Raw genomic sequence first — 22,336 nt, 5'->3', positions numbered from 1 at the left:
GCGCATTTCCATACGCATGGCGAAACGAAAAACCGGGTCAAACATGTGCGTTCCCTCGCGCAAAAATCAGGCGAGGGACTTTGCGGGGGATCAACCAGAAAAGAAGTCAGGCGAGTAGGCAGAGGATGTAGGAGAAGTCTGTAACTGATTTTTATCGAATTGCAGACGCAAAAACGGGGCGGGAGGTTTCCCTCACGCCCCGTTCACGGAACAGATGAATTGTTTATTGAGAAGCGTCTCGGCCGGCCAGCTCTTTCAACTTGAGCTCGGCCAACGGGTGCCCGGCCTTCGCGGCCATGGTCCACCAGCGAGCGGCTTCCGAAGGATCTGGCGCTTTGCTCGGTGTACCTGCAAGACTGATGACACCGACTTGATACGCCGCCTTGCCATCCCCGGCCAGCGCCGCCAGTCGCAGCAACCGCACACCCTCTTCACGTGCGCCCAGGCCAACCCCGCGAAACGTCAGGATGTGCCCGTAAAAGCTTTGCGCGCCGACATCGCCCAGGTTGGCCATGCGCGCAAACTGTCCTTCGAGCCAGCGCCAGCCGCGGGGCTGACGGACAAACCACGACCAGTGAAACAGCCTACGGGCGAGCCAGTAACTTGCCCGCGCCTTGAGTCGTAAAAACACTCAAGCCTCCGCCGATTCCGGGTACTCGTACTCAAAGACCCGCACCACTTCCGAGGCATGCCAGGAGGCGGCGGCGACACCGTCGGACGGCCCGGAAAAACGGCCCAGACGTTCGACACATTCAAAGAAACCGGTGCGTGGCAGGCGGCTTGCACCCTGGCTGATCACCAGCGAGCTGCGCAACGGTTGTTCGGCTTTCGCGTCCAGTGCTGCGAGATGCTCCAGTGCAGCGGTCAATGTCTGCATGGCCGGCGTGGGCAGTTGCAGGCGTTCAAGCAAGGCTCGATAAGTCAAAAGATGGCGCTGCCTGCGCGCCTGATCCAGCTCCCCCAGCAATCCGTCCCAATGTTGACGACTGATGCGTACGCTCACGATTGTTCCCTCCACCCTGGCACCGTCAACTCCCAGGCCAGGCTGCGGCGAATCGCGGCGTCGGGCAGACGCTCGCCACTTTCAATCATGGCCAGGTAAGACGGGCTGATGCCTACCGTGCGGGCCAGCGCCTCGATGGCGATGCCCTTCCCTTCGCGCAAACTGCGTAACTGATCCAGACCTGGAAGTATCGGGTCCGGGGTTGCCGCAAGCGGCGCTGGAGCCAGTTGCGACGGTGCTTCGTTGATGCCTGCTGCTTTCAGTAGAGCCTGATACTGAGCCCATGGCAGAACCGCATATTCGGGCTCGCCATCGCGTGCAATTATCTGAATATCCATGACTACCCCGTAGGACAACAACACTTAGCGAGTCGGCACTTTTCCCTAGAAGTGTAATCCTAACAGCGGCCAAGGTCGTGGGGGGTATCTATCTGTGTACGAGGCTGTCGCGATTCAGGACTTTTTCGGCCCCTGAAGCTGAAGTTGTTCGGGCGTATCGGGCAGACGCTCGACCACTCTGAGCTTTTCCGGCGCCTGGCGCTGGCGCCACAGGCGGAAGGCATTCAGTTCATCGTCGAGGGTTTTCATCAGCCAGGCGAGGACGGCGATGTCATCGAGCATGCCAAACATGGGAATGAAATCGGGGATCGCATCCACCGGGCTGAGGAAGTACATCAGACCGGCCACTACCGAAACGATGGCCTTGGCGCTGATCGCGCGGTATTCGCCGCGCCAGTACGCCAGGCACAGAGCCTGCAACAGACGTAGATCGTCCTTCAGCTTGCCGAGACGATTGCCTTGGGCGGCGCCTTTGCTGGCCACGGCGAACAACAAGGTCGGCAAGCGGCCTCGAGCCAGCAAGCGTCCGGCCAAAGGCAGGAATCGGGCGAAATTCCACGGCGCTTTCATTTATTTCTCCCGTTGAAATGTTATCCACACAAATTGTGGATAACCTTGTGAACAGAGCTGCATTTCAGCGCTGAGAGCCCCGTTTCATAAGGGCTGCGCTCAGATCGGGCGTTTTTTACTCACATAAAAAAACCCAATATTTCATTGACTTGGCGGCTCCGGGCGTCTAGCGCGGGCAACCTTAAAGTCTAGGACTGCCATGACCGGCATCGGTTCGGTCTGTTTACGCTGACCATCGTCCAGATGCAACAACGCCCCGCATAAGCGAGGCGTTGTTGTTGAGACCGGCGCAGATTACTTGGCGGCGGCGTCTTCTTTGGCTGGATCCTTGATGGCCAGCAGTTCCAGGTCGAAAACCAGAACCGAGTTGGCCGGGATTGCCGGGCTTGGCGATTGTGCGCCGTAAGCCAGATCGCTAGGGATGTACAGCTTGTACTTCTCGCCAACGTGCATCAGTTGCAGACCTTCGACCCAACCCGGGATCACACCGCTGACCGGCAGATCGATCGGGCTGCCGCGCTCGACGGAGCTGTCGAAAACGGTGCCGTTGGTCAGCTTGCCGGTGTAGTGAACGGTCACGACGTCGGTAGGCTTAGGCTGTGGGCCGTCGGCTTTCTTGACCACTTCGTACTGCAGACCGGAAGCGGTGGTGGTCACGCCAGCCTTCTTGCCGTTTTCTTCGAGGAATTTCTTGCCAGCGGCTGCCGACTCTTCACTCATCTTGGCCATACGCTCTTCGGCACGCTTTTGCAGCGCGGCGAAAGCTTCGACCAGTTCTTCATCTTTCAGCTTCTGTTCTTTCTTGCCGACGGCATCTTCGATGCCCTGGGCTACCGCTTTGGAGTCCAGATCATCCATGCCTTCCTGAGCAAGGCTCTTGCCCATGTTCAGGCCGATACCGTAGGAAGCTTTTTGCGCCGGGGTTTTCAGCTCTACGCTGGTCTGCGAGTCACAACCCGCGAGTACCAGGCTAACCAGGGCAACCGCCGCCGCCAACCGATGCTGTTTCATGCTATTTCCTTGTTCATGCGCCGAAAGGGCAATCGAGTAAAGCCGCGAGCTTATCAGGCCGCCACGACCAATGGCTACCGGCATGAGAGCAGGAATCTTCCGATAAGTTCAGGGATTAAAAAGCATTTGGCGAAAGGCACGATGAAGCTTCTGTCATCTTTCGCCGACAGCGATTGATGCCGCTTCCCACAACACTTGGCGTAATGGCCACTTGCCGCACATGGCTTTGCTCAGGCATAACAGCGCAACAACTCGACAAGGATGTTCATCTTGCGCCTCTTATACCGTGTGTTGACGCTGATCGTGGTGCTGCTGGGACTGGTTCTGGCGGTGGTTCTTTACTATGTCGCCAATCCGAGATTGCCCTTCCCCGCGCCCGCAAAACAGGTGCATTACCTGAACCAGTGGACTGAGCAAGAACGCCAGACCTACTACTTCACTCCGCAGGGGACGCAGGTCAAAGGCCTTCGTTACGAATGGTTTCAGGCGCTGGAGCTGCCGTTCTCGCAGCAACGTTTTGCCTCCCCGGAATACCTCGCGCGCTTCGGGTTTCTGATCGATCCGCAGCAGAAAGCCACGCCGGACAACCCGGGCAATCTGCCGGTAGGTTTCGCCCGGCATCAGAATCCCGGCAGCTCCGAGCAATATCTCGACATCACGTGTGCGGCCTGCCACACCGGTGAACTGCACTTCAATGGCCAGGCAATACGCATCGACGGTGGCTCGGCCCAGCATGTGTTGCCTTCCAGCGTTCCTACATTGCGCGGCGGAAGTTTCGGACAGGCATTGGTCGCCAGTCTCACCTCGACTTACTACAACCCGTGGAAATTCGAGCGCTTCGCCCGCCACGTGCTGGGCAACGACTACGACGCACGCCACGAACAACTGCGCAAAGACTTCAAACGCTCACTGAACACCTTCATCAAAGTGGCCTGGAACGACACCCATCGTGGCCTCTACCCCACCGAAGAAGGCCCCGGCCGCACCGATGCGTTCGGGCGTATCGCCAACGCGACCTTCGGCGATGCGATCTCCCCAAGCAATTACCGCGTGGCCAACGCCCCGGTGGATTACCCGCAACTGTGGGACATGTGGACCTTCGACTGGGTGCAATGGAACGGTTCGGCGCAACAACCGATGGCGCGCAATATCGGCGAGGCGCTGGGCGTCGGCGCCACCCTGAATTTCTTCGACGCCAACGGCCAGCCGCTGCAGGGCGATGAGCGCTACGCCTCCAGCGTACGTGTGCGTGATCTGCACAAGATCGAAGAAACCCTGCAAAAACTGCGACCTCCGGCATGGCCTGAAGAGTTGCTCGGTGTCGTCGACAAACCGTTGGCAGCCAAGGGGCGAGCCCTGTTCGCCGAGAATTGCGCCGGATGCCACGTCCCGCGTCAGACCCAGGAAGGCGAGCGTTGGGTGCAACACCTGCACATGCTCCCGGTGGACGTCATCGGCACCGACCCGAATGCCGCCAACAACATTGCCAATCACCGCTTCGACCTGACCGCCCTGCAATGGAACCCGGCGGAACTCGAACAAATGGACGTGAAGCTGCACCCCAAACCCAAGGAACCGCTGGACCTCAGCCAGCTGTCAGTGGCCAAAGGACTGGCTTACGTCACTGCCTTCGTGGAAAACCGCGCGTACCGTGAAGCAGGCGTCAGCGCCGCCGAAAAACCACAGCTCGATGGCTTCGGTCTGCCGATTGGCGTTCGCGAAAAAGTCGCCTACAAGGCGCGTCCGCTTGCCGGCGTATGGGCCACGGCCCCGTTCCTGCACAACGGCTCGGTGCCGAGCCTTTATCAGTTGCTGTCGCCTCAGGACGAGCGCGCCACCACCTTCTATAAAGGCACTTTCGAATACGACCCGCGCCATCTGGGCTACCGCACCGAAGCCTTCACCAACGGTTTCCTGTTTGACACCCGCATCACCGGCAACCACAACAGCGGCCACGAATTCCGCGCCGGCGAGCGCGGCAACGGCGTCATTGGCCGACTGCTGCAGCCAGAAGAGCGCTGGGCGCTGCTCGAATACCTGAAAGTGCTGGGCGGCCCGCTGGAGGCGCAACTGCCATGATCTTCAATTCATTCAAAAGACCTTCGATGCTGGCGCGTTTCTGGCTCTGGCTGGGACGGTTACTGGGCAAAACCCTGTTGATCCTGCTGGTGATCGGCCTGATCGGCTGGGCCCTGAGCACCGCGTGGTTCGCCTGGCAGCACCGTGGTCCGGTGTCGGCACTGGAGCAGATTCCGGACGGCGAAGCCACCATGACCCAGGACGTGATTCAAACCGCCGTGCGCATCGTCGATCAGCACCGCGAAAGCACCCGCTACCTGCGCGATGCCCATGCCAAGGCCCATGGCTGCGTGAAAGCCGACGTGCAGGTGTTGCCGGATCTCGCTCAGGAATTGCGCCAGGGCGTCTTCAGCGAACCGGGCAAGTTGTGGAAAGCGACGATGCGCCTGTCCAACGGCAACGCCTATCCGCAATTCGACAGCATCCGCGATGCCCGGGGCATGGCGCTCAAATTGCTCGATGTGCCGGGCAAGCAGTTGCTGGGGGACCGTCAGGGACTGAACGAGCAGGATTTCGTGATGTTCAGTCACCCGAACTTCTTTGTCAGCGATGTCGCCGAGTATCGTCAGAATGTGGCGGCGCAGGCTGACGGCAAGAAGGTCATGGCGTTTTTTCCGGGGTGGGATCCGCGCAGCTGGCAGATCCGGCATTTGTTCATTGCATTGGCGACGCTTTCGCCGCCTCCAGAGAGCCCGACGAGTACTACGTACTTCTCGGTATCGCCCTACAAGTTCGGCGAGGCCAACGCCAAATTCCGGGTGATGCCGGATCCGGAGCGCTGCCCGGCTTATACCTTGCCGAAACAGAACCAGGATCTGCCGAACTTCCTGCGCAGCGCGCTGAATCAACAGCTGTCGACTGACCGGATTCCGGCGTGTTTCGTGTTGCAGATCCAGCGACAGGACGCGAACAAGTACATGCCGATCGAAGACACCAGCATCGAATGGCGCGAGCAGGACAGCCCATTCCAGACAGTGGCGAGGATCACCCTGCCCCCGCAGGACTTCGACACCCCGGCGCTGAACCTGCAATGCGACAACCTGTCGTTCAATCCCTGGTTCGGCATCGACGCTCATCGCCCGATTGGCGGGATCAACCGCCTGCGCAAAGCGGTGTATGAAGCAGTCAGCGATTACCGCCACAGCCGCAACTCGGCGCAATAGCAGCGCCAGAAACGAAAAAAGCGACCTTCAAAGGTCGCTTTCTCATGTTCAGGCCGGCAAAAGCCAAATCCCGGACAGCAAAAAGCCCGCACTAGGCGGGCTTTCTGTGGTGATCTGGCGTTCAGTGTTCCAGATTACCTAATATGGCGCAGCGGACGGGACTCGAACCCGCGACCCCCGGCGTGACAGGCCGGTATTCTAACCGACTGAACTACCGCTGCGCGAAACGCTTGAAACGAATGGTGGGTGATGACGGGATCGAACCGCCGACATTCTGCTTGTAAGGCAGACGCTCTCCCAGCTGAGCTAATCACCCTTCGCTTCGTTACGGGGCGCATTATGCCACAGATTTTCGTAATGTGTTGATTTAATTGAATTTTTTTTCAAATAAATCCGAAAACCGGTGAAACGACACATCCCGCATGTACAACTCGAGGCAGAAAAAAACCCGCCTTGGCGGGTTCTTCCGTGGTGACCTGGCGTTCAGTGTTCCAGGTTACCGAATATGGCGCAGCGGACGGGACTCGAACCCGCGACCCCCGGCGTGACAGGCCGGTATTCTAACCGACTGAACTACCGCTGCGCTAAACACTTGAAACGAATGGTGGGTGATGACGGGATCGAACCGCCGACATTCTGCTTGTAAGGCAGACGCTCTCCCAGCTGAGCTAATCACCCTTCGCTTCGGTGTGGCGCGCATTCTACGGAGCGACCCAACCTCTGGCAAGCACTTTTTTAATTAATTTTCTTAGCCCTTCCAAAGGCTTAGAGAAGGGTTGGCCTATGACCCGGCGAAGACAATAATGCCCCCCTTTGTATAAAGGAGAGACTCACCCCATGTGGTTCAAAAACCTGCTTATCTATCGCCTGACCCAAGACCTGCCTGTCGATGCCGAGGCGCTGGAAACTGCACTGGCCACCAAACTGGCGCGTCCATGTGCAAGCCAGGAGTTGACCACCTACGGTTTCGTCGCGCCGTTCGGCAAAGGCGAAGATGCTCCACTGGTGCACGTCAGCGGTGACTTCCTGCTGATCTCCGCCCGTAAAGAAGAACGCATCCTGCCGGGCAGCGTCGTGCGCGACGCGGTCAAGGAAAAGGTCGAAGAGATCGAAGCCGAGCAGATGCGCAAGGTCTATAAGAAGGAACGCGATCAGATCAAGGATGAAATCATCCAGGCTTTCCTGCCGCGCGCCTTTATTCGCCGCTCGTCGACCTTCGCCGCCATCGCGCCGAAACAGGGTCTGATCCTGGTCAACTCGGCCAGCCCGAAACGCGCCGAAGACCTGCTCTCCACCCTGCGTGAAGTGATCGGCACCCTGCCGGTTCGTCCGCTGACCGTGAAAACCGCGCCGACCGCCGTGATGACCGAGTGGGTCACCACCCAGCAAGCTGCCCCGGACTTCTTCGTGCTGGACGAGTGCGAACTGCGCGACACCCACGAAGACGGCGGCATCGTGCGTTGCAAGCGTCAGGACCTGACCAGCGAAGAAATCCAGCTGCACCTGAGCACCGGCAAGGTGGTGACTCAACTGTCGCTGGCCTGGCAGGACAAACTGTCGCTCATGCTCGACGACAAGATGACCGTCAAGCGCCTGAAATTCGAAGATCTGTTGCAGGATCAGGCGGAACAGGACGGCGGCGACGAAGCCCTCGGCCAACTGGACGCCAGCTTCACCCTGATGATGCTGACGTTCGGCGACTTCCTGCCGGCGCTGGTTGAAGCACTGGGCGGTGAAGAGACTCCGCAGGGCATCTAAGCCTCTGCGCAGTCTTTGGGTTATCTTCAAACGCCACCGCTTCGGTGGCGTTTTCACATAATAAGGAACAGGCCATGCGCGCACTGGCTGCACTGAGTCGTTTTGTCGGCAACACCTTCGCTTACTGGGTTCTGATTTTCGCGGTGATCGCGTTCCTGCAACCGGCCTGGTTTCTCGGCCTCAAAGGCGCGATCGTGCCACTGCTCGGGCTGGTGATGTTCGGCATGGGCCTGACCCTCAAACTCGACGACTTCGCCGCCGTCGCCCGCCATCCATGGCGCGTCGCATTGGGCGTAGTTGCGCATTTCGTGATCATGCCGGGGATGGCATGGTTGCTGTGCCAGATTTTTCATCTGCCGCCGGAAATCGCCGTCGGCGTGATTCTGGTCGGTTGCTGCCCGAGCGGCACGTCATCGAACGTCATGACCTGGCTGGCCCGTGGCGACCTGGCGCTGTCGGTGGCCATCGCCGCCGTCACCACCCTCCTCGCCCCGCTGCTGACCCCCGCGCTGATCTGGCTGTTGGCTTCGGCGTGGTTGCCGGTTTCGTTCATGGAGTTGTTCTGGTCGATCCTGCAAGTGGTGCTGCTGCCGATCATCCTCGGCGTGGTCGCGCAACGTGTGCTCGGTGACAAGGTCCGCCACGCGGTGGAAGTGTTGCCGCTGGTGTCGGTGGTCAGCATCGTGATCATCGTTGCCGCCGTGGTTGCCGCCAGCCAGGCGAAAATCGCCGAATCCGGCCTTCTGATCATGGCCGTGGTGATGCTGCACAACAGCTTCGGTTATCTGCTGGGTTATTTCACCGGACGCCTGTTCGGCCTGCCGCTGCCGCAACGCAAATCCCTGGCGCTGGAAGTCGGCATGCAGAACTCGGGGTTGGGGGCTGCGCTGGCCAGTGCGCACTTCTCGCCGCTGGCGGCGGTGCCGAGCGCGTTGTTCAGTGTGTGGCACAACATTTCCGGGGCGCTGCTTTCGACGTACTTCCGGCGGATGAGCGAAAAAGAAGACCGTGAGACGCTGGCGCAACAAGCGGCCGACTGATCCCGGATCAAGGCGCGGCGCACAATTTTAGGTAGTATGTGCGCCACGCGGGGACGACCCTGCGGCTCAATCGAGTTTTCAATCTGGGGACGGCCCCGTCAATCGATGGAGGTCTTTCATGTCCTGGATCATTCTGTTTTTTGCCGGTCTGTTCGAAGTCGGCTGGGCCGTCGGCCTGAAATACACTGATGGTTTCACCCGTCCCCTTCCGACCGTTCTCACCGTCGCCGCCATGGCAGTCAGCTTGGGCTTGCTGGGTCTGGCGATGAAGGAATTGCCGCTTGGCACGGCTTACGCGATCTGGACTGGCGTCGGTGCCGTGGGCACGGTGATTGCCGGGATCATCCTGTTTGGCGAATCGATGGCGTTGATTCGCCTGGCCAGTGTGGCGTTGATCGTCACCGGATTGATCGGGCTCAAGGTCAGCGCCTGAGCCGTTGCCGCCATCCGTCAGGGATGGCGGCTTTCCAACCAACTACCTGACAGTCCCGCGCAACTCCCCGACCATCGCCTGCAACTCCGCTGGCTGCGCCGCTTCAACGGCAACCGGCGAACCCGCCACCAGCGTCACCCGCGACCACAACCGGTGAAAGAAACCTTTATCGGGATCGCGACTGAAGAAACTCCCCCACAACCCCTGCAACGCCAGCGGAATCACCGGTACTGGCGTCTCCTCGAGAATCCGCGTCAGCCCGCCCTTGAACTCGTTGATCTCACCGTCGGCAGTCAATTTGCCTTCCGGGAAGATGCACACCAGCTCACCGTCCTTCAGATACTGGGCAATCCGGGTGAAGGCCTTTTCGTAGATCTGAATGTCTTCCTGGCGTCCGGCGATAGGAATAGCCCCCGCTGTGCGGAAGATAAAGTTCAGCACCGGCAGGTTGTAGATCTTGTAGTACATGACAAAGCGAATCGGCCGACGCACCGCGCCACCAATCAGCAAGGCATCGACGAACGACACGTGGTTGCACACCAGCAACGCCGCGCCCTCATCGGGAATCGCCTCAAGGTTGCGATGCTCGACGCGGTACATGGAATGGCTGAGCAGCCAGATCATGAACCGCATGCTGAACTCGGGGACGATCTTGAAGATGTAGGCGTTGACGCCGATGTTCAGCAGCGACACCACCAGGAACAGCTGCGGAATCGATAGCTTGACCACGCTCAGCAACACAATGGTGACAATCGCTGAAACCACCATGAACAACGCGTTGAGAATGTTGTTGGCCGCAATTACCCGCGCCCGCTCGTTCTCGGCGGTGCGCGACTGGATCAATGCGTACAGCGGCACGATGTAGAAACCGCCGAAGATCCCGAGGCCCAGCACATCGATCAATACCGCCCAGGCATGGCCGAAACTCAGCACTTCGGTCCAGCTATGGCCAACAGCGCTTTCTGGAACTCCACCGGAATGCCACCACAGCAACAGCCCGAAAACGGTCAGACCGAACGAGCCGAACGGCACCAGGCCGATCTCGACTTTGCGTCCGGAAAGCTTTTCGCACAACATCGAACCCAGTGCGATGCCGACCGAAAACACGGTAAGAATCAGGGTGACCACGGTTTCGTCGCCGTGCATCCATTCTTTGGCGTAAGCCGGGATCTGCGTCAGATAAATCGCCCCGACGAACCAGAACCACGAGTTGCCGACGATCGAGCGCGACACCGCTGGCGTCTGCCCCAAGCCGAGTTTCAAGGTCGCCCACGACTGACTGAAGATGTTCCAGTTCAGGCGCATTTCCGGAGTAGCCGCTGCGGCGCGAGGAATGCTGCGACTGGCCAGATAACCCAGCACGGCGATGCCGACTATCGCGGCGGACACCACCGGCGCGTAATTGGCCGACGACATCATCACACCGGCGCCGATGGTCCCGGCCAGGATCGCCAGGAACGTGCCCATCTCCACCAGCCCGTTGCCGCCGACCAGTTCGTCTTCTCGCAATGCCTGCGGCAGGATCGAATACTTCACCGGCCCGAACAGCGCCGAGTGCGTGCCCATGGCGAACAGCGCCACCAGCATCAGCGACAGGTGATCGAACAGGAAGCCGACGGATCCCACGGCCATGATGGCGATTTCTGCCAGTTTGATCAGACGGATCAACGCATCCTTGGCGAATTTTTCCCCGAACTGTCCGGCCAACGCCGAAAACAGGAAGAACGGAAGGATAAACAGCAGCGCACACAGGTTGACCCAGATGGAGCGGTCACCTTCGATGGTCAGCCGATAGAGAATGGCGAGGATCAGCGACTGCTTGAACACGTTGTCGTTGAACGCGCCCAGCGACTGGGTGATGAAGAACGGCAGGAAGCGCCGGGTGCGCAGCAGGTTGAACTGTGAGGGGTGACTCATCTTCCGTGTGACCCTGTTGTTTTTGGAAAGAGAAGGTAGCGAGTGGCCTGGCTACGCTTATAAGAATCTCGAACCGCGATCCAGGCCACACATTACCTAATCTTTGCAGGTTATTTCTTCAAACCTGCAATGCACGGTGAAACAAACAGCTCGCCGCGCCACGCACCTTGCAGCGTGCGTTTACCAACGATCAGCCACATCACCGCCAGCAACGTCACCAGCACACAACCGACCACACTGAAGAATGTCAGGTGCAACGTGCTGCCCAGTTTCAGGGTGGCCAGCGAATAAACGCCCAGCGGGAAGGTAAATCCCCACCAGCCGAGATTGAACGGGATGCCGTCACGCAAGTAGCGCAAAGTGATCAGCAGCGCCATCAACATCCACCACAGACCGAAGCCCCACAGCGTGATCCCGGCGACCAGGCCCAGGCCCGACGCCATTTCGCCGATGCCCGGCAGACCGTTGGCCGCGAAGATCGCCGGGGCATCGCCACCCAGCAGCAACATGCCCAGGGCGCCAGTGCCGATTGGCCCCAGGGCCAGCCAGCTCGATGCCGCCATGTTTTCGTGGGGCAATTTGTGCAAGGCCATACGCAACAACAGGATGGTCAGGATGCTGAACGCCACCGGCAGGGAAAAGGCCCACAGCACATAGCTGGTCACCAGCACCACCAGTTGCGAGTGCGCATCGGCGAGATGCGGCGCCAGCAGTCCACCGCTGGCCGCCGCCACTTCCGCGGCCACCACCGGCAGCAGCCAGACGGCGGTCATCTGATCGATGCTGTGTTCCTGACGGGTAAACATCATGTAGGGAATCAACACACCGCAGGCCAGCGACATCGCCACGTCCAACCACCACAACACCTCGGCCAGCTGAATCACCCCGTCGCCCCAGCGTGGCAGACCGAACAGCAGAAAACCGTTGATGATGGTCGCCAAGCCCATGGGAATGGTGCCGAAGAACATCGAAACCGTGGAGTGGCCGAAGATCCGCCGCGCTTCGTCGAAGAACAGAATCCAGCGCGCGGCGTAGGCAGCGGTAAACAGCACGAACAACAGAATGTTGAACAGCCACAGCCCTTCGGCCACGGCGTGCAGGCCGGGAATGGACACCGGCAATTGCGCCAGCGCCAACGCCAGCACGCCGGTGCCCATGGTCGCGGCGAACCAGTTCGGGGTGAATTGGCGAATCACTTCACGCGGGTGCTGAAGCTGACTGAATGGCTTGATGCCGGGTTTGGCGCTGTTGGGGCAAATCATCATGAACTCCTGTCCTCAGGTGAGGTTGGGCTCATGGTAGAACCGAATCGAATATCTATATAACGGGTAATATCTCTAACTGCTATCTGTTTTGCAGATATGCAGTCAAACACTGCCTTCGGTTTCGATCACCAGAATCCGCGCCGCGCCCTGCGGATGAGCGACGTGTTCAGTGCCGATGGACGCGTAGAAGATGTCACCGACATCGAGCAAGACTTGTTTCTCCTCGCCCTCTTCGCGGTAGTGCATGAGCACCTGACCGTCGAGCACCACAAACACTTCTTCGCCATCATTGACGTGCCATTTGTACGGCTGATCAGTCCAGTGCAGGCGCGTGGTGATGCCGTTCATGTTGGCGATGTCGAGCGCGCCCCAGGCGCGCTCGGCGGTGAAGGTCTTGCTGCGGATAATCTTCATGCGTTGATCCGTGAGAAGAATGGCCTGGCCAAGGCTAACCGAATCCAGAGTTGTTATGGAGCGCTGCAGGTCTTGGTTGCTTGCGCCCGGAAACTCATCAGCAGCGCACCAACCGCCAGCACGATCAGCACCGCACCATATACATCGGTGGTGGCCAGCAGGCCCACGCTGTGGGTGAAGTGCCCGGCCAGCAACGCCGGCAGGCAGAACGCCAGGTAACTCAGCACATAAAACGCCGACATCAAACCAGCCCGCTCATGAGGCAATGCCAGCGGCACCAGGCTGCGCACCGCACCGAGAAAACCCGAGCCAAAGCCACAACCGGCCACTAGCGTGCCAAAGAAGAACAGCGACAGACTGGCGCTGTGCACGCCCAACAGAATCAGCACAATGCCGGCCGGCAACAGACTCGCCCCGAGTTGCAGCGCCCGGGAGGCAGGACGGTTGCGCAACGTGAAGATCATCAATGCACCGGTCACGGTCAACGCCGCCACGGTCGCGCCGCCGATCAGGTTGGAGGTGGAACCGGTGGCCGTGCGCACCAGCGACGGCGCCAGCGAGGCATAGAAACCGCCGAGCGCCCAGGTCGCGGTGTTCAGCGGCAACACTCGCCACAACGTCGAACGCGCCTGAACCGGCACGTGCAGGGTCGGCCGTAACGAGGCCCACGCTCCGGCCTGCGGCGAGACGCTTTCCGGCAGGCGCCAAACATAAATGCCCTGCAACACAAACAGCGCGAGCAGCAGCCAATAGGTCAATTGCAACGGCGCCGGGGCGAATTCCGCCAGCAAACCGCAGCCCATGCCGCCCAACGCCATGCCCAGCAAAGGCGCAACGCTGTTGATCAACGGCCCCTGCTGGCGATCAGTGTCGAGCAGTGTCGCGCTCAACACGGCGGTGGCCATGCCGGTGGCGAAACCTTGCAGGACCCGCGCGCCGATCAACCAGCCCACGCTGTCGGCGTAGATAAACAGCAGCATCGCCAGCGCATTGAGCGTCACGGCGGCGAAGATCACCGGTTTGCGTCCCAGGTGATCCGACAGCGAACCGACCGTCAGCAACGCGGCCAGAAGACTGAGGGCGTAGACGCCGAAAATCAGGGTCAGCACCGCCGCCGAAAAATGCAGTTGATCCTGATACAGGTGATACAACGGCGTCGGCGCAGTGGAAGCGGCGAGAAAACTCAGTAAGGTAATCGCCAGAAACCACAGGCTGGAACGGTGGGAAACAAGGCTGGTCATGGGCACACTCCACAAAAGCTAATTTTTTGCTTTTGCGGAGTGTGCTCTCGGCTTGCTCTTAAAGCAAATTCTTTGTGTTAAGGTCTGCCGCATGGCTATTAAAGAAGGTTTACGCCCCGGCGGTCGCAGTGCCCGGGTGCAAGAGTCGATTCACTCGGCAGTCCGCGCGCTTCTGCAAGAACAGGAGCGCTCGACGGTGACCGTCCCGCAAATCGCGGCGCGCGCCGGGGTGACGCCGTCGACGATTTATCGGCGCTGGGGCGATCTGGCGACCTTGCTGGCCGACGTCGCCCTCGCCCGCATGCGCCCCGAAAGCGAGCCGGCTGAAACCGGCAGCCTGCGCAGCGATATCCGCGCGTGGGCGGAACAATATCTCGACGAAATGAGTTCGGAGCCAGGGCGCAACATGATGCGCGACGTGCAGGCGAGTGCAACGCCGGGCTACTGCGTGGCGATCATCGGCGCGCAGTTGCAGACCATCATCGAGCGCCACCCCGAGGAACCGGCGCCGAGCGTGGATCGGCTGATCAATCTGGTGGTGTCCCCGGTGGTGTTCCGCATTCTGTTTTCGGCAGCGCCGCTGGAAGTCGAAGAACTGCACCGGCTGATCGACATCGCGCTCAAACCGGACTGACCACAGAACTGCCCGGTTCTGTTCCTGCGACACCCCGCCGCGCCACGACCTTGGTCGACACTGACTAACCGCCGCGCCCGTGCGAGACTGTCTGACCGGGCGCGAGTCCGGTCGTTTTCTGTCGGGAGTGTTCCATGTCGTTGTCCACCGGGCTGATCGCCGCCGTCGCCCTGGCCTATATGGCCATCATGTTCGCCATCGCCTTCTACGGCGACCGTCGCAGCACACCGCTGCCGCCGCGGGTGCGCGCCTGGGTGTACAGCCTGTCGCTGGCGGTCTATTGCACTAGCTGGACATTCTTTGGCGCGGTCGGCCAGGCTGCCGAACAACTGTGGTCGTTCCTGCCGATCTACCTGGGGCCGATTCTTCTGCTACTCGGTGCGCCGTGGGTGCTGCAGAAGATGGTGATGATCAGCAAACAGGAGAACATCACCTCCATCGCCGACTTCATCGCTGCCCGCTACGGTAAATCCCAATCGTTGGCAGTCGTGGTTGCTCTGATCTGTCTTGTCGGCGTCCTCCCTTATATAGCCTTGCAGCTCAAAGGCATTGTCCTCGGCGTGAACTTGCTGATCGGTGCCGGCGCCGACGCCATGGGCACCCGCGCCCAGGACACCGCGCTGATTGTGTCGCTGGTGCTGGCGCTGTTCACCATCGTTTTCGGTACGCGCAACCTCGATGCCACCGAGCACCACCGGGGCATGGTGCTGGCGATTGCCTTTGAATCGCTGGTCAAACTGTTCGCCTTTCTCGCCGTCGGCGCATTCGTCACCTACGGGCTGTATGACGGCTTCGACGACCTGTTCAATCAGGCAATGCTCGCCCCGCGCCTTGAGGAATACTGGAAAGAAACCATCAACTGGCCGTCGATGGTCGTGCAGACCGGCGTGGCGATGATGGCGATCATCTGCCTGCCCCGGCAGTTCCACGTAACGGTGGTCGAGAACATCGACCCGCAGGATCTGCGTCTGGCCAAATGGGTGTTCCCCGCCTACCTCGCACTGGCCGCGTTGTTTGTAGTCCCGATCGCCCTGGCCGGTCAGATGATGCTGCCCAGCTCGGTCATCCCCGACTCGTTCGTTATCAGCCTGCCATTGGCCCAGGCTCACCCGGCGCTGGCGATGCTGGCGTTTATCGGCGGTGCATCGGCGGCCACCGGTATGGTGATCGTGGCGAGTGTGGCGCTGTCGACCATGGTCTCCAACGACATGCTGTTGCCGTGGCTGCTGCGCCGCAACAATGCCGAGCGCCCGTTCGAAGTGTTCCGCCAGTGGATGCTCTCGGTGCGTCGGGTCAGCATCGTGGTGATTCTGTTGCTGGCTTACGTCAGCTACCGCTTGCTCGGCTCGACCGCGAGCCTGGCGACCATCGGCCAGATTGCCTTCGCCGCCGTGACCCAACTGGCTCCGGCGATGCTCGGCGCGCTGTACTGGAAACAGGCCAACCGCCGCGGCGTGTTCGCCGGTCTCGCCGCCGGCACGTTCCTGTGGTTCTACACCCTGATCCTGCCGATCGCTGCGCGCAGCCTCGGCTGGTCGCTGGACAGCTTCCCCGGCCTTGCCTGGCTGCACAGCAACCCGCTGAACCTGCCGATTACCCCACTGACCCAAGGTGTGGTGCTGTCGCTGGCGGGTAACTTCACGTTGTTCGCCTGGGTCTCGGTGCTGTCACGCACCCGGGTTTCGGAGCACTGGCAGGCCGGACGCTTCATCGGTCAGGAAATCAGCGCACGGCCGAGCGCCCGCTCGATGCTGGCGGTACAGATCGACGACTTGCTGCAACTGGCGGCACGATTTGTCGGTGAAGAGCGCGCGCGGCAGAGCTTCATCCGCTTCGCCTACCGTCAGGGCAAAGGCTTCAACCCGAATCAGAACGCTGACGGCGAATGGATCGCCCACACCGAGCGCTTGCTGGCGGGTGTCCTTGGCGCCTCTTCGACGCGAGCTGTAGTAAAAGCCGCCATCGAAGGTCGGGAAATGCAGCTGGAAGACGTGGTCCGGATCGCCGACGAAGCCTCGGAAGTGCTGCAGTTCAACCGTGCGCTGCTGCAAGGCGCCATCGAAAACATTACCCAAGGCATCAGCGTGGTCGACCAGTCGCTGAAACTGGTGGCCTGGAACCGGCGCTATCTGGAGCTGTTCAACTACCCGGACGGTTTGATCAGCGTTGGCCGGCCGATTGCCGACATCATTCGCCACAACGCCGAACGTGGTTTGTGCGGCCCCGGTGAAGCGGAAGTTCACGTTGCCCGACGCCTGCACTGGATGCGTCAGGGCCGCGCCCACACTTCCGAGCGGCTGTTCCCCAACGGCCGGGTGATCGAGCTGATCGGCAACCCGATGCCCGGCGGCGGTTTCGTCATGAGTTTCACCGACATCACCGCGTTCCGCGAAGCCGAGCAGGCGCTGACTGAGGCCAACGAAGGGCTGGAGCAACGGGTCAGCGAGCGGACTCAGGAACTGTCGCAACTCAACGTCGCGCTGACCGAAGCCAAGGGCAATGCCGAAGCGGCCAACCAGTCGAAAACCCGTTTCCTCGCCGCCGTCAGCCACGATCTGATGCAGCCGTTGAACGCCGCGCGGCTGTTCTCCGCCGCCCTCTCCCACCAGGACGACGGCCTGAGCGGCGAAGCGCAGAAACTGGTGCAGCATCTGGACAGTTCGCTGCGTTCGGCCGAAGGCCTGATCAGCGACCTGCTGGACATCTCGCGCCTGGAAAACGGCAAGATCAACCCGGATCGCAAGCCGTTCGCGGTCAATGAGCTGTTCGATATTCTCGGCGCGGAGTTCAAGGCGCTGGCTCAGGAACAGGGCTTGAGTTTCCGGGTACGCGGAAGTCAATTGCGCATCGACAGCGACATCAAGCTGCTGCGGCGCATTCTGCAGAATTTCCTCACCAACGCGTTCCGCTACGCAAAAGGCCCGGTGCTGCTGGGCGTGCGTCGACGAAAAGGCGAAATCTGTCTGGAAGTGTGGGATCGCGGGCCGGGGATTCCGGAGGACAAACAGCAAGTGATCTTCGAGGAATTCAAACGCCTCGACAGTCACCAGACCCGCGCCGAAAAAGGTCTGGGCCTGGGCCTGGCGATCGCCGATGGCCTGTGCCGCGTGCTCGGCCATACCTTGCGCGTGCGCTCATGGCCGGGGCGCGGCAGCGTGTTCAGTGTCCGCGTGCCGTTGGCCAAAGCGCAGACCGTGCAGGCGCCAGCAGCGGTGGAAATCAATGGCAAACTGCACAGCGGCGCGCAGGTGCTGTGCATCGACAACGAAGACAGCATTCTGATCGGCATGAACAGCCTGCTCACGCGGTGGGGCTGTCAGGTGTGGACCGCGCGCAACCGCGAAGAATGTGCGGCGCTGCTCGACGACGGCGTGCGCCCACAATTGGCATTGGTCGACTATCACCTCGATCACGGCGAAACCGGCACCGATCTGATGGCCTGGTTGCGCACAAGACTGGGCGAGCCGGTGCCGGGCGTAGTGATCAGCGCCGACGGGCATCCGGAAACGGTGGCGCAGGTGCACGCGGCGGGACTGGATTATCTGGCCAAACCAGTGAAGCCGGCGGCGTTGCGGGCGTTGTTGAGTCGCTATTTGCCGCTCTAGCAGAGCGGCTTATTCAGGCAGTTCGACCAGGCCGTCGGCGTCGGTCATCGCGCGTTCCAGCAGATCCGCCGGCAGGCTTTTGCTGGCTCGCGCGCCCAACAACTTGAGCTGCTCGCTGCGGCTGACAAGGTTGCCGCGCCCTTCCGTCAGCTTGTTTCGCGCCGCGCTGTAGGCCTTGTCCAGTTGCTGCAAGCGATTGCCGACTTCGTCCAGATCCTGAATGAACAACACGAACTTGTCGTACAGCCAGCCAGCGCGCTCGGCGATTTCCCGGGCGTTCTGGCTCTGGCGCTCCTGCTTCCATAGGCTGTCGATGACTCGCAGTGTCGCCAGCAATGTGGTCGGGCTGACGATTACGATGTTGCGGTCGAAGGCTTCCTGAAACAGCGTCGGCTCGGCCTGCAACGCGGCTGAAAACGCCGCTTCGATGGGCACGAACAGCAAGACGAAATCGAGGCTGTGCAAACCTTCCAGACGCTTGTAATCCTTGCCGGCCAAGCCTTTGACGTGGCTGCGCAGGGATAGCACGTGCTGCTTCATGGCGATCTGGCCGATGGCCTCGTCGTCCGCAGCCACGTACTGCTGATACGCGGTGAGGCTGACCTTGGAGTCGACCACCACCTGCTTGTCGCCCGGCAGATAAATGATCACATCCGGCTGGAAACGCTCGCCGTCCGAGCCCTTGAGATTGACCTGGGTCTGGTACTCGCGGCCCTTCTCCAGCCCGGCGTGCTCAAGCACACGCTCGAGAATCAGCTCGCCCCAGTTGCCCTGGGTTTTCTGGCCCTTCAGGGCGCGAGTCAGGTTGGTCGCTTCGTCGCTGAGGCGCAGGTTCAGTTGTTGCAGGCGTTCCAGCTCCTTGGCCAGCGAGAAGCGCTCGCGGGCTTCGGCCTGGTAGCTTTCCTCGACGCGTTTTTCGAACGACTGGATGCGCTCCTTCAACGGGTCGAGCAATTGGCCGAGGCGCTGCTGGCTGGTTTCGGCAAAGCGTTGTTCGCGCTCATCGAAGATCTTGCCGGCCAGTTCGGCGAACTGGGCGCGCAGCTCGTCGCGGGAACCTTGCAGGTCATCCAGGCGTTGTTGATGGCTTTCCTGTTGCTCGCGCAATTCGGCGTTCAGCGAAGCCGCCTGGGCGTCCAGGCGCCGCAATTCTGCTTCCTTGTTGGCGCGTTCGAGGTTCCAGGCATGGGCGGCGTCACGGGCGTCATCGCGCTCGATCTGCAACAGCTCGACTTCCCGGCGCACGGCCGCGAGGTCCGCTTGTTTCGAGGCATTGGCCTGGCCGAGGTCGGCGATTTCATCGCGGCAGGCTTCCAGCTGTGCAGTAAGGCCGTCCTGGGCCAGCTGCGCCATGGCCAGCCGCTCTTCGAGCAACGCGACTTCAGACTGCTTTTGACTGGCCCGGCGTTGCAGTTGCCAGGCCAGTGCCAGCAGCGGCACGGCCGCGCCTGCCAGCCCCAGCAGGATGCTGGTCAAGTCCATCGCCATAGTGATTCCCGCCGATCCGATAAAGCCTGAAGGTTAACCAAGGCGTCTGGTCTTGGACAGCTCAGTCTTCGATCAGGCCGAGTTCCTGTTGCGCGCGGCGGTCACCGGCGCGGGCGGCCTGGCGCAGCAGGTCCTGGCCGATCCGGCGATCCCGGGCATTGCCGCACTCGCGGCACATCAACTGGCCGAGACGACTTTGCGCGGCGACCACCCCTTCCCGGGCCGGTTGCTTGAGCAGGCGGCCGGCGAGATGCTTGGCATTCTGGCTATCGCCCAGGCGCGGGCTGTCGAGCAGCCATTCGGCCACGCGCACGGAAAATCGCTTGGGAGCGGTAACACGAGGGGGTTGGGAGGTAACAGATTCTGGAGCTGAACGAAACTTCATAAAGCACTGTGGGACAGATCGGAAGGCGCGCCACTCTACTCTTTTTTTCGCACAGGTAAAGTCGAAAAAAACCCGGCACGCCCGTGCTAGAGCAAGCGCTCGGGACAATCCACAGAAGCTGTGGATAACTCAGTGGACAACCGTCCTCCAGTCGCCGCAAAGCCTTGTGGAATGGGGCTCGCAGTCAAACTGACGATTTTTTCACCAGTTAAAAAAAGCGATGTTTTTCATTGACTTAAACTTTCGATGCAGGCAGCCATCGGGGTCAGGATCGTTGTGACAGCGCCGTTACAGTCTGCGCAACTAATGTGCACAAGTACCTGTTACGCGGTTATATCGATGCGCCTTTTCGGGTCGTTTTGGCATTCGGACTGGGTATAAGCCCCTGCGCCGAGCTTCAGCGCCGGTCATGTCGTGGCGACCGACGGTCATGATGTGAGTCAGATCGGGGCAGGCTCGGGGCCGGGGCAATGTCTCCGGATTTTTTTGATCAACGGGTTTGCCTTCCGGGGATCGTTCCGTTAGTATCCGCGGCGTTAGTACCAAGCTGAAAGTCAATTCCGGTCGAACACACCCCCACGGTCAAGTTTCTCTCACAGAAGTCTTCACCGGAAAAAGCGGGATCGACCCCTCGATGGTTTCCAGGTAAATCTTGCGACAACACAGCCTTTGAATCGAATGCAAAGGGTGTTGCGAAGACCACTTACTCTGACCGAACCAACCTGCAAATTGATCAGGATCTTCACCCCGGGCCCAGAACCTCTGCCCTCGATGTGTTGCCTGTCCTCCTAAGTACCTACCTGCCAGCCCAAGCGCGCCAACTTTTATAGCGCTCGAACTGGCTGCCTTGTTCCAGTCGGGTTCTTCGTTCGACCAATGGTGGTTGACGTTACTGGAACGTTTTAACGTTGCACGGTTCTTATCCGTGTCATTTGTAGGAACACCTAATAACTATGTCGACTCAAATCCAGACTCAGGATGCCATTCGCACCCTAACCAACGCTTTTGCTCCAATGAACTGCCTGATCATGGCCGCTCGCAAAGGCTGCTTCAGCTTCACCGTGGTCAATGAACACGGGATCGCCCGCCACAGCGAGCGTCTGTACCCCGATCAATACTCCAGCGCCGAACCGCTGCAGGCCGTGATTGATCGCACCCGTCAGGCATTGATCGCCTGAGAGGCCGAAATGGCTGCAAAAGCAAAAGCCCCGCTGAGAATGCGGGGCTTTTTATTGCCCGATGTTTCACTTCTGCCACTTTCTGCCTAATCACTAACCGATATAACGGTTATAACGCCTCGCCGGAAATATTTTAAAAACAGGCCTTTACGTCGCGAATATGACACTACACTTCAACTCAAGCGGCGTGATCCGCTTCCGGCGAGCCTGAGTCGATCCACAGCTGCCAAGCTCCCCTTCAGGTCTCGCCGCCCGATAACAAGATCCGAGGGTTTTATGGGTATCGCTGCCAGCGAACTGTGCCGCTATGTGATCCGTCCTACGCTGATTTACCTGGGACGCCACTGCGCAACTGCCGAATCCCTGTTGCTGGGCATTGCCGCCAGCCAGTCCGCCCTCGGTTCCGCCCTGCATGACCGCCGTGGCCACGGCCTGTACCGGATTGCCGAACACCGTCACCAGGCCCTCTGGGATCATTACCTGGCACTGGATCCGGAACGCGCCAGCCTGGTTCGCGGCCTCGCCAGCCAGCATGCTTTCCTCAGCGGCCCGCACCTCGAACTGACCGTCAACCTGCGTTACGCCACGGCCATCGCTTGGCTGCTGGTCGAAGAACAAAACCCCATCCTCCCCGAGCCGGATGATCTGCTGGGTATGGCGCGCATCTGGCGTCAGACCTTCCAGCCTCAAGGTCGTCTGCGCGATTTCACCTGCGCCTGGCAAACCTGTGTTTCACCGCTGAATCAGGTCGCTTGCTGACCCACCGGTTTCGCAACATCGCCCAACGAGTAGCGAATTTGGTCGGATTGTCCTA

General features: G+C 60.3%; 20 protein-coding genes and 4 tRNA genes. 9 read left to right on the top strand and 15 right to left on the bottom strand.

What is annotated here, in order from left to right; genetic code table 11:
• Positions 1-223: 223 nt before the first annotated feature.
• From AC0R79_RS09640 to AC0R79_RS09620, 5 genes are all read right to left on the bottom strand, one after another.
• Entirely contained in the window at positions 224-631 is a 408-nt protein-coding gene (locus AC0R79_RS09640) for an SEL1-like repeat protein (protein ID WP_085608825.1), read from the bottom strand.
• The gene (locus AC0R79_RS09635; RefSeq protein WP_003223109.1) at positions 632-1,003 is read right to left on the bottom strand and encodes a hypothetical protein; all 372 of its coding nucleotides are present in this window, start codon (positions 1,001-1,003) and stop codon (positions 632-634) included.
• A complete protein-coding gene (locus AC0R79_RS09630) occupies positions 1,000-1,341 on the bottom strand; it encodes a helix-turn-helix domain-containing protein (protein ID WP_102688669.1) in 342 nt (113 codons plus the stop codon). Before AC0R79_RS09630 ends, AC0R79_RS09635 begins: the two co-directional genes overlap by 4 nt.
• A 114-nt stretch (positions 1,342-1,455) precedes the next feature.
• Positions 1,456-1,911 (bottom strand): YkvA family protein, encoded by a 456-nt coding sequence (locus AC0R79_RS09625; RefSeq protein ID WP_007950434.1) that lies wholly within the window; start codon positions 1,909-1,911, stop codon positions 1,456-1,458.
• Positions 1,912-2,205: 294 nt separating this feature from the next.
• The gene (locus tag AC0R79_RS09620) at positions 2,206-2,922 is read right to left on the bottom strand and encodes an FKBP-type peptidyl-prolyl cis-trans isomerase (protein WP_007950433.1); all 717 of its coding nucleotides are present in this window, start codon (positions 2,920-2,922) and stop codon (positions 2,206-2,208) included.
• Between the two features lie 270 nt (positions 2,923-3,192).
• Here AC0R79_RS09620 and AC0R79_RS09615 point away from each other — a divergent pair, with 270 nt between their 5' ends.
• Complete coding sequence (locus tag AC0R79_RS09615) at positions 3,193-5,001, top strand: di-heme-cytochrome C peroxidase (RefSeq protein ID WP_474734224.1); 1,809 nt, start codon at positions 3,193-3,195, stop codon at positions 4,999-5,001.
• 26 nt (positions 5,002-5,027) lie between these two features.
• Positions 5,028-6,164 (top strand): catalase family protein, encoded by a 1,137-nt coding sequence (locus AC0R79_RS09610; RefSeq protein WP_474735078.1) that lies wholly within the window; start codon positions 5,028-5,030, stop codon positions 6,162-6,164.
• A gap of 144 nt (positions 6,165-6,308) precedes the next feature.
• Here the strand turns inward: AC0R79_RS09610 and AC0R79_RS09605 are convergent.
• From AC0R79_RS09605 to AC0R79_RS09590, 4 genes are all read right to left on the bottom strand, one after another.
• Positions 6,309-6,385 (bottom strand) — tRNA-Asp (locus tag AC0R79_RS09605).
• Positions 6,386-6,404: 19 nt separating this feature from the next.
• A tRNA-Val gene (locus AC0R79_RS09600) sits at positions 6,405-6,480 on the bottom strand.
• Between the two features lie 190 nt (positions 6,481-6,670).
• A tRNA-Asp gene (locus AC0R79_RS09595) sits at positions 6,671-6,747 on the bottom strand.
• A 19-nt stretch (positions 6,748-6,766) separates the two neighbouring features.
• A tRNA-Val gene (locus AC0R79_RS09590) sits at positions 6,767-6,842 on the bottom strand.
• A 159-nt stretch (positions 6,843-7,001) separates the two neighbouring features.
• Between AC0R79_RS09590 and rdgC the strand changes: the two genes are divergently transcribed.
• The 3 genes from rdgC (at position 7,002) to sugE (ending at position 9,395) form a co-directional block, all read left to right on the top strand.
• Positions 7,002-7,922, top strand: coding sequence for a recombination-associated protein RdgC (rdgC, locus tag AC0R79_RS09585; RefSeq protein WP_474734222.1), 921 nt, complete (start codon positions 7,002-7,004; stop codon positions 7,920-7,922).
• Positions 7,923-7,996: 74 nt separating this feature from the next.
• On the top strand, positions 7,997-8,962 hold the full coding sequence (locus AC0R79_RS09580) for a bile acid:sodium symporter family protein (RefSeq protein WP_085608827.1): 966 nt from the start codon (positions 7,997-7,999) through the stop codon (positions 8,960-8,962).
• Between the two features lie 118 nt (positions 8,963-9,080).
• The gene (gene sugE / locus AC0R79_RS09575) at positions 9,081-9,395 is read left to right on the top strand and encodes a quaternary ammonium compound efflux SMR transporter SugE (RefSeq protein ID WP_039769847.1); all 315 of its coding nucleotides are present in this window, start codon (positions 9,081-9,083) and stop codon (positions 9,393-9,395) included.
• Between the two features lie 42 nt (positions 9,396-9,437).
• Here the strand turns inward: sugE and AC0R79_RS09570 are convergent, their stop codons facing one another.
• From AC0R79_RS09570 to AC0R79_RS09555, 4 genes are all read right to left on the bottom strand, one after another.
• Complete coding sequence (locus AC0R79_RS09570; protein ID WP_474734221.1) at positions 9,438-11,312, bottom strand: MFS transporter; 1,875 nt, start codon at positions 11,310-11,312, stop codon at positions 9,438-9,440.
• Between the two features lie 110 nt (positions 11,313-11,422).
• A complete protein-coding gene (locus AC0R79_RS09565; RefSeq protein WP_433899244.1) occupies positions 11,423-12,574 on the bottom strand; it encodes a TDT family transporter in 1,152 nt (383 codons plus the stop codon).
• A 105-nt stretch (positions 12,575-12,679) separates the two neighbouring features.
• Entirely contained in the window at positions 12,680-12,991 is a 312-nt protein-coding gene (locus AC0R79_RS09560; RefSeq protein ID WP_115077071.1) for a cupin domain-containing protein, read from the bottom strand.
• Between the two features lie 53 nt (positions 12,992-13,044).
• Positions 13,045-14,232 carry an MFS transporter gene (locus tag AC0R79_RS09555; RefSeq protein WP_474734219.1) on the bottom strand — a complete coding sequence of 396 codons (1,188 nt, stop codon included), beginning with the start codon at positions 14,230-14,232 and terminating at the stop codon, positions 13,045-13,047.
• A gap of 91 nt (positions 14,233-14,323) precedes the next feature.
• Between AC0R79_RS09555 and AC0R79_RS09550 the strand changes: the two genes are divergently transcribed.
• Positions 14,324-14,866: a TetR/AcrR family transcriptional regulator gene (locus AC0R79_RS09550; RefSeq protein ID WP_474734217.1), complete on the top strand. Its 543-nt coding sequence runs from the start codon at positions 14,324-14,326 to the stop codon at positions 14,864-14,866.
• A 134-nt stretch (positions 14,867-15,000) separates the two neighbouring features.
• Positions 15,001-18,471 carry a hybrid sensor histidine kinase/response regulator gene (locus AC0R79_RS09545; RefSeq protein WP_474734216.1) on the top strand — a complete coding sequence of 1,157 codons (3,471 nt, stop codon included), beginning with the start codon at positions 15,001-15,003 and terminating at the stop codon, positions 18,469-18,471.
• 9 nt (positions 18,472-18,480) lie between these two features.
• On the opposite strand, the gene AC0R79_RS09540 is transcribed toward AC0R79_RS09545, so the two are convergent.
• On the bottom strand, positions 18,481-19,845 hold the full coding sequence (locus AC0R79_RS09540) for a DNA recombination protein RmuC (RefSeq protein ID WP_474735077.1): 1,365 nt from the start codon (positions 19,843-19,845) through the stop codon (positions 18,481-18,483).
• A 175-nt stretch (positions 19,846-20,020) separates the two neighbouring features.
• The gene (locus AC0R79_RS09535) at positions 20,021-20,344 is read right to left on the bottom strand and encodes an SEL1-like repeat protein (RefSeq protein WP_081493545.1); all 324 of its coding nucleotides are present in this window, start codon (positions 20,342-20,344) and stop codon (positions 20,021-20,023) included.
• A 953-nt stretch (positions 20,345-21,297) separates the two neighbouring features.
• Here AC0R79_RS09535 and AC0R79_RS09530 point away from each other — a divergent pair.
• Both AC0R79_RS09530 and AC0R79_RS09525 read left to right on the top strand, forming a co-directional pair.
• The gene (locus tag AC0R79_RS09530; protein ID WP_007950419.1) at positions 21,298-21,522 is read left to right on the top strand and encodes a hypothetical protein; all 225 of its coding nucleotides are present in this window, start codon (positions 21,298-21,300) and stop codon (positions 21,520-21,522) included.
• 276 nt (positions 21,523-21,798) lie between these two features.
• Positions 21,799-22,281: a hypothetical protein gene (locus AC0R79_RS09525; protein WP_011333151.1), complete on the top strand. Its 483-nt coding sequence runs from the start codon at positions 21,799-21,801 to the stop codon at positions 22,279-22,281.
• The last annotated feature ends 55 nt before the right edge of the window (positions 22,282-22,336 follow it).

Source organism: Pseudomonas sp. HD57-3 (genome assembly GCF_056113135.1).
The sequence above is the reverse complement of the archived record's forward strand: the minus strand, read 5'-3'. Positions and strand labels throughout refer to the sequence as shown.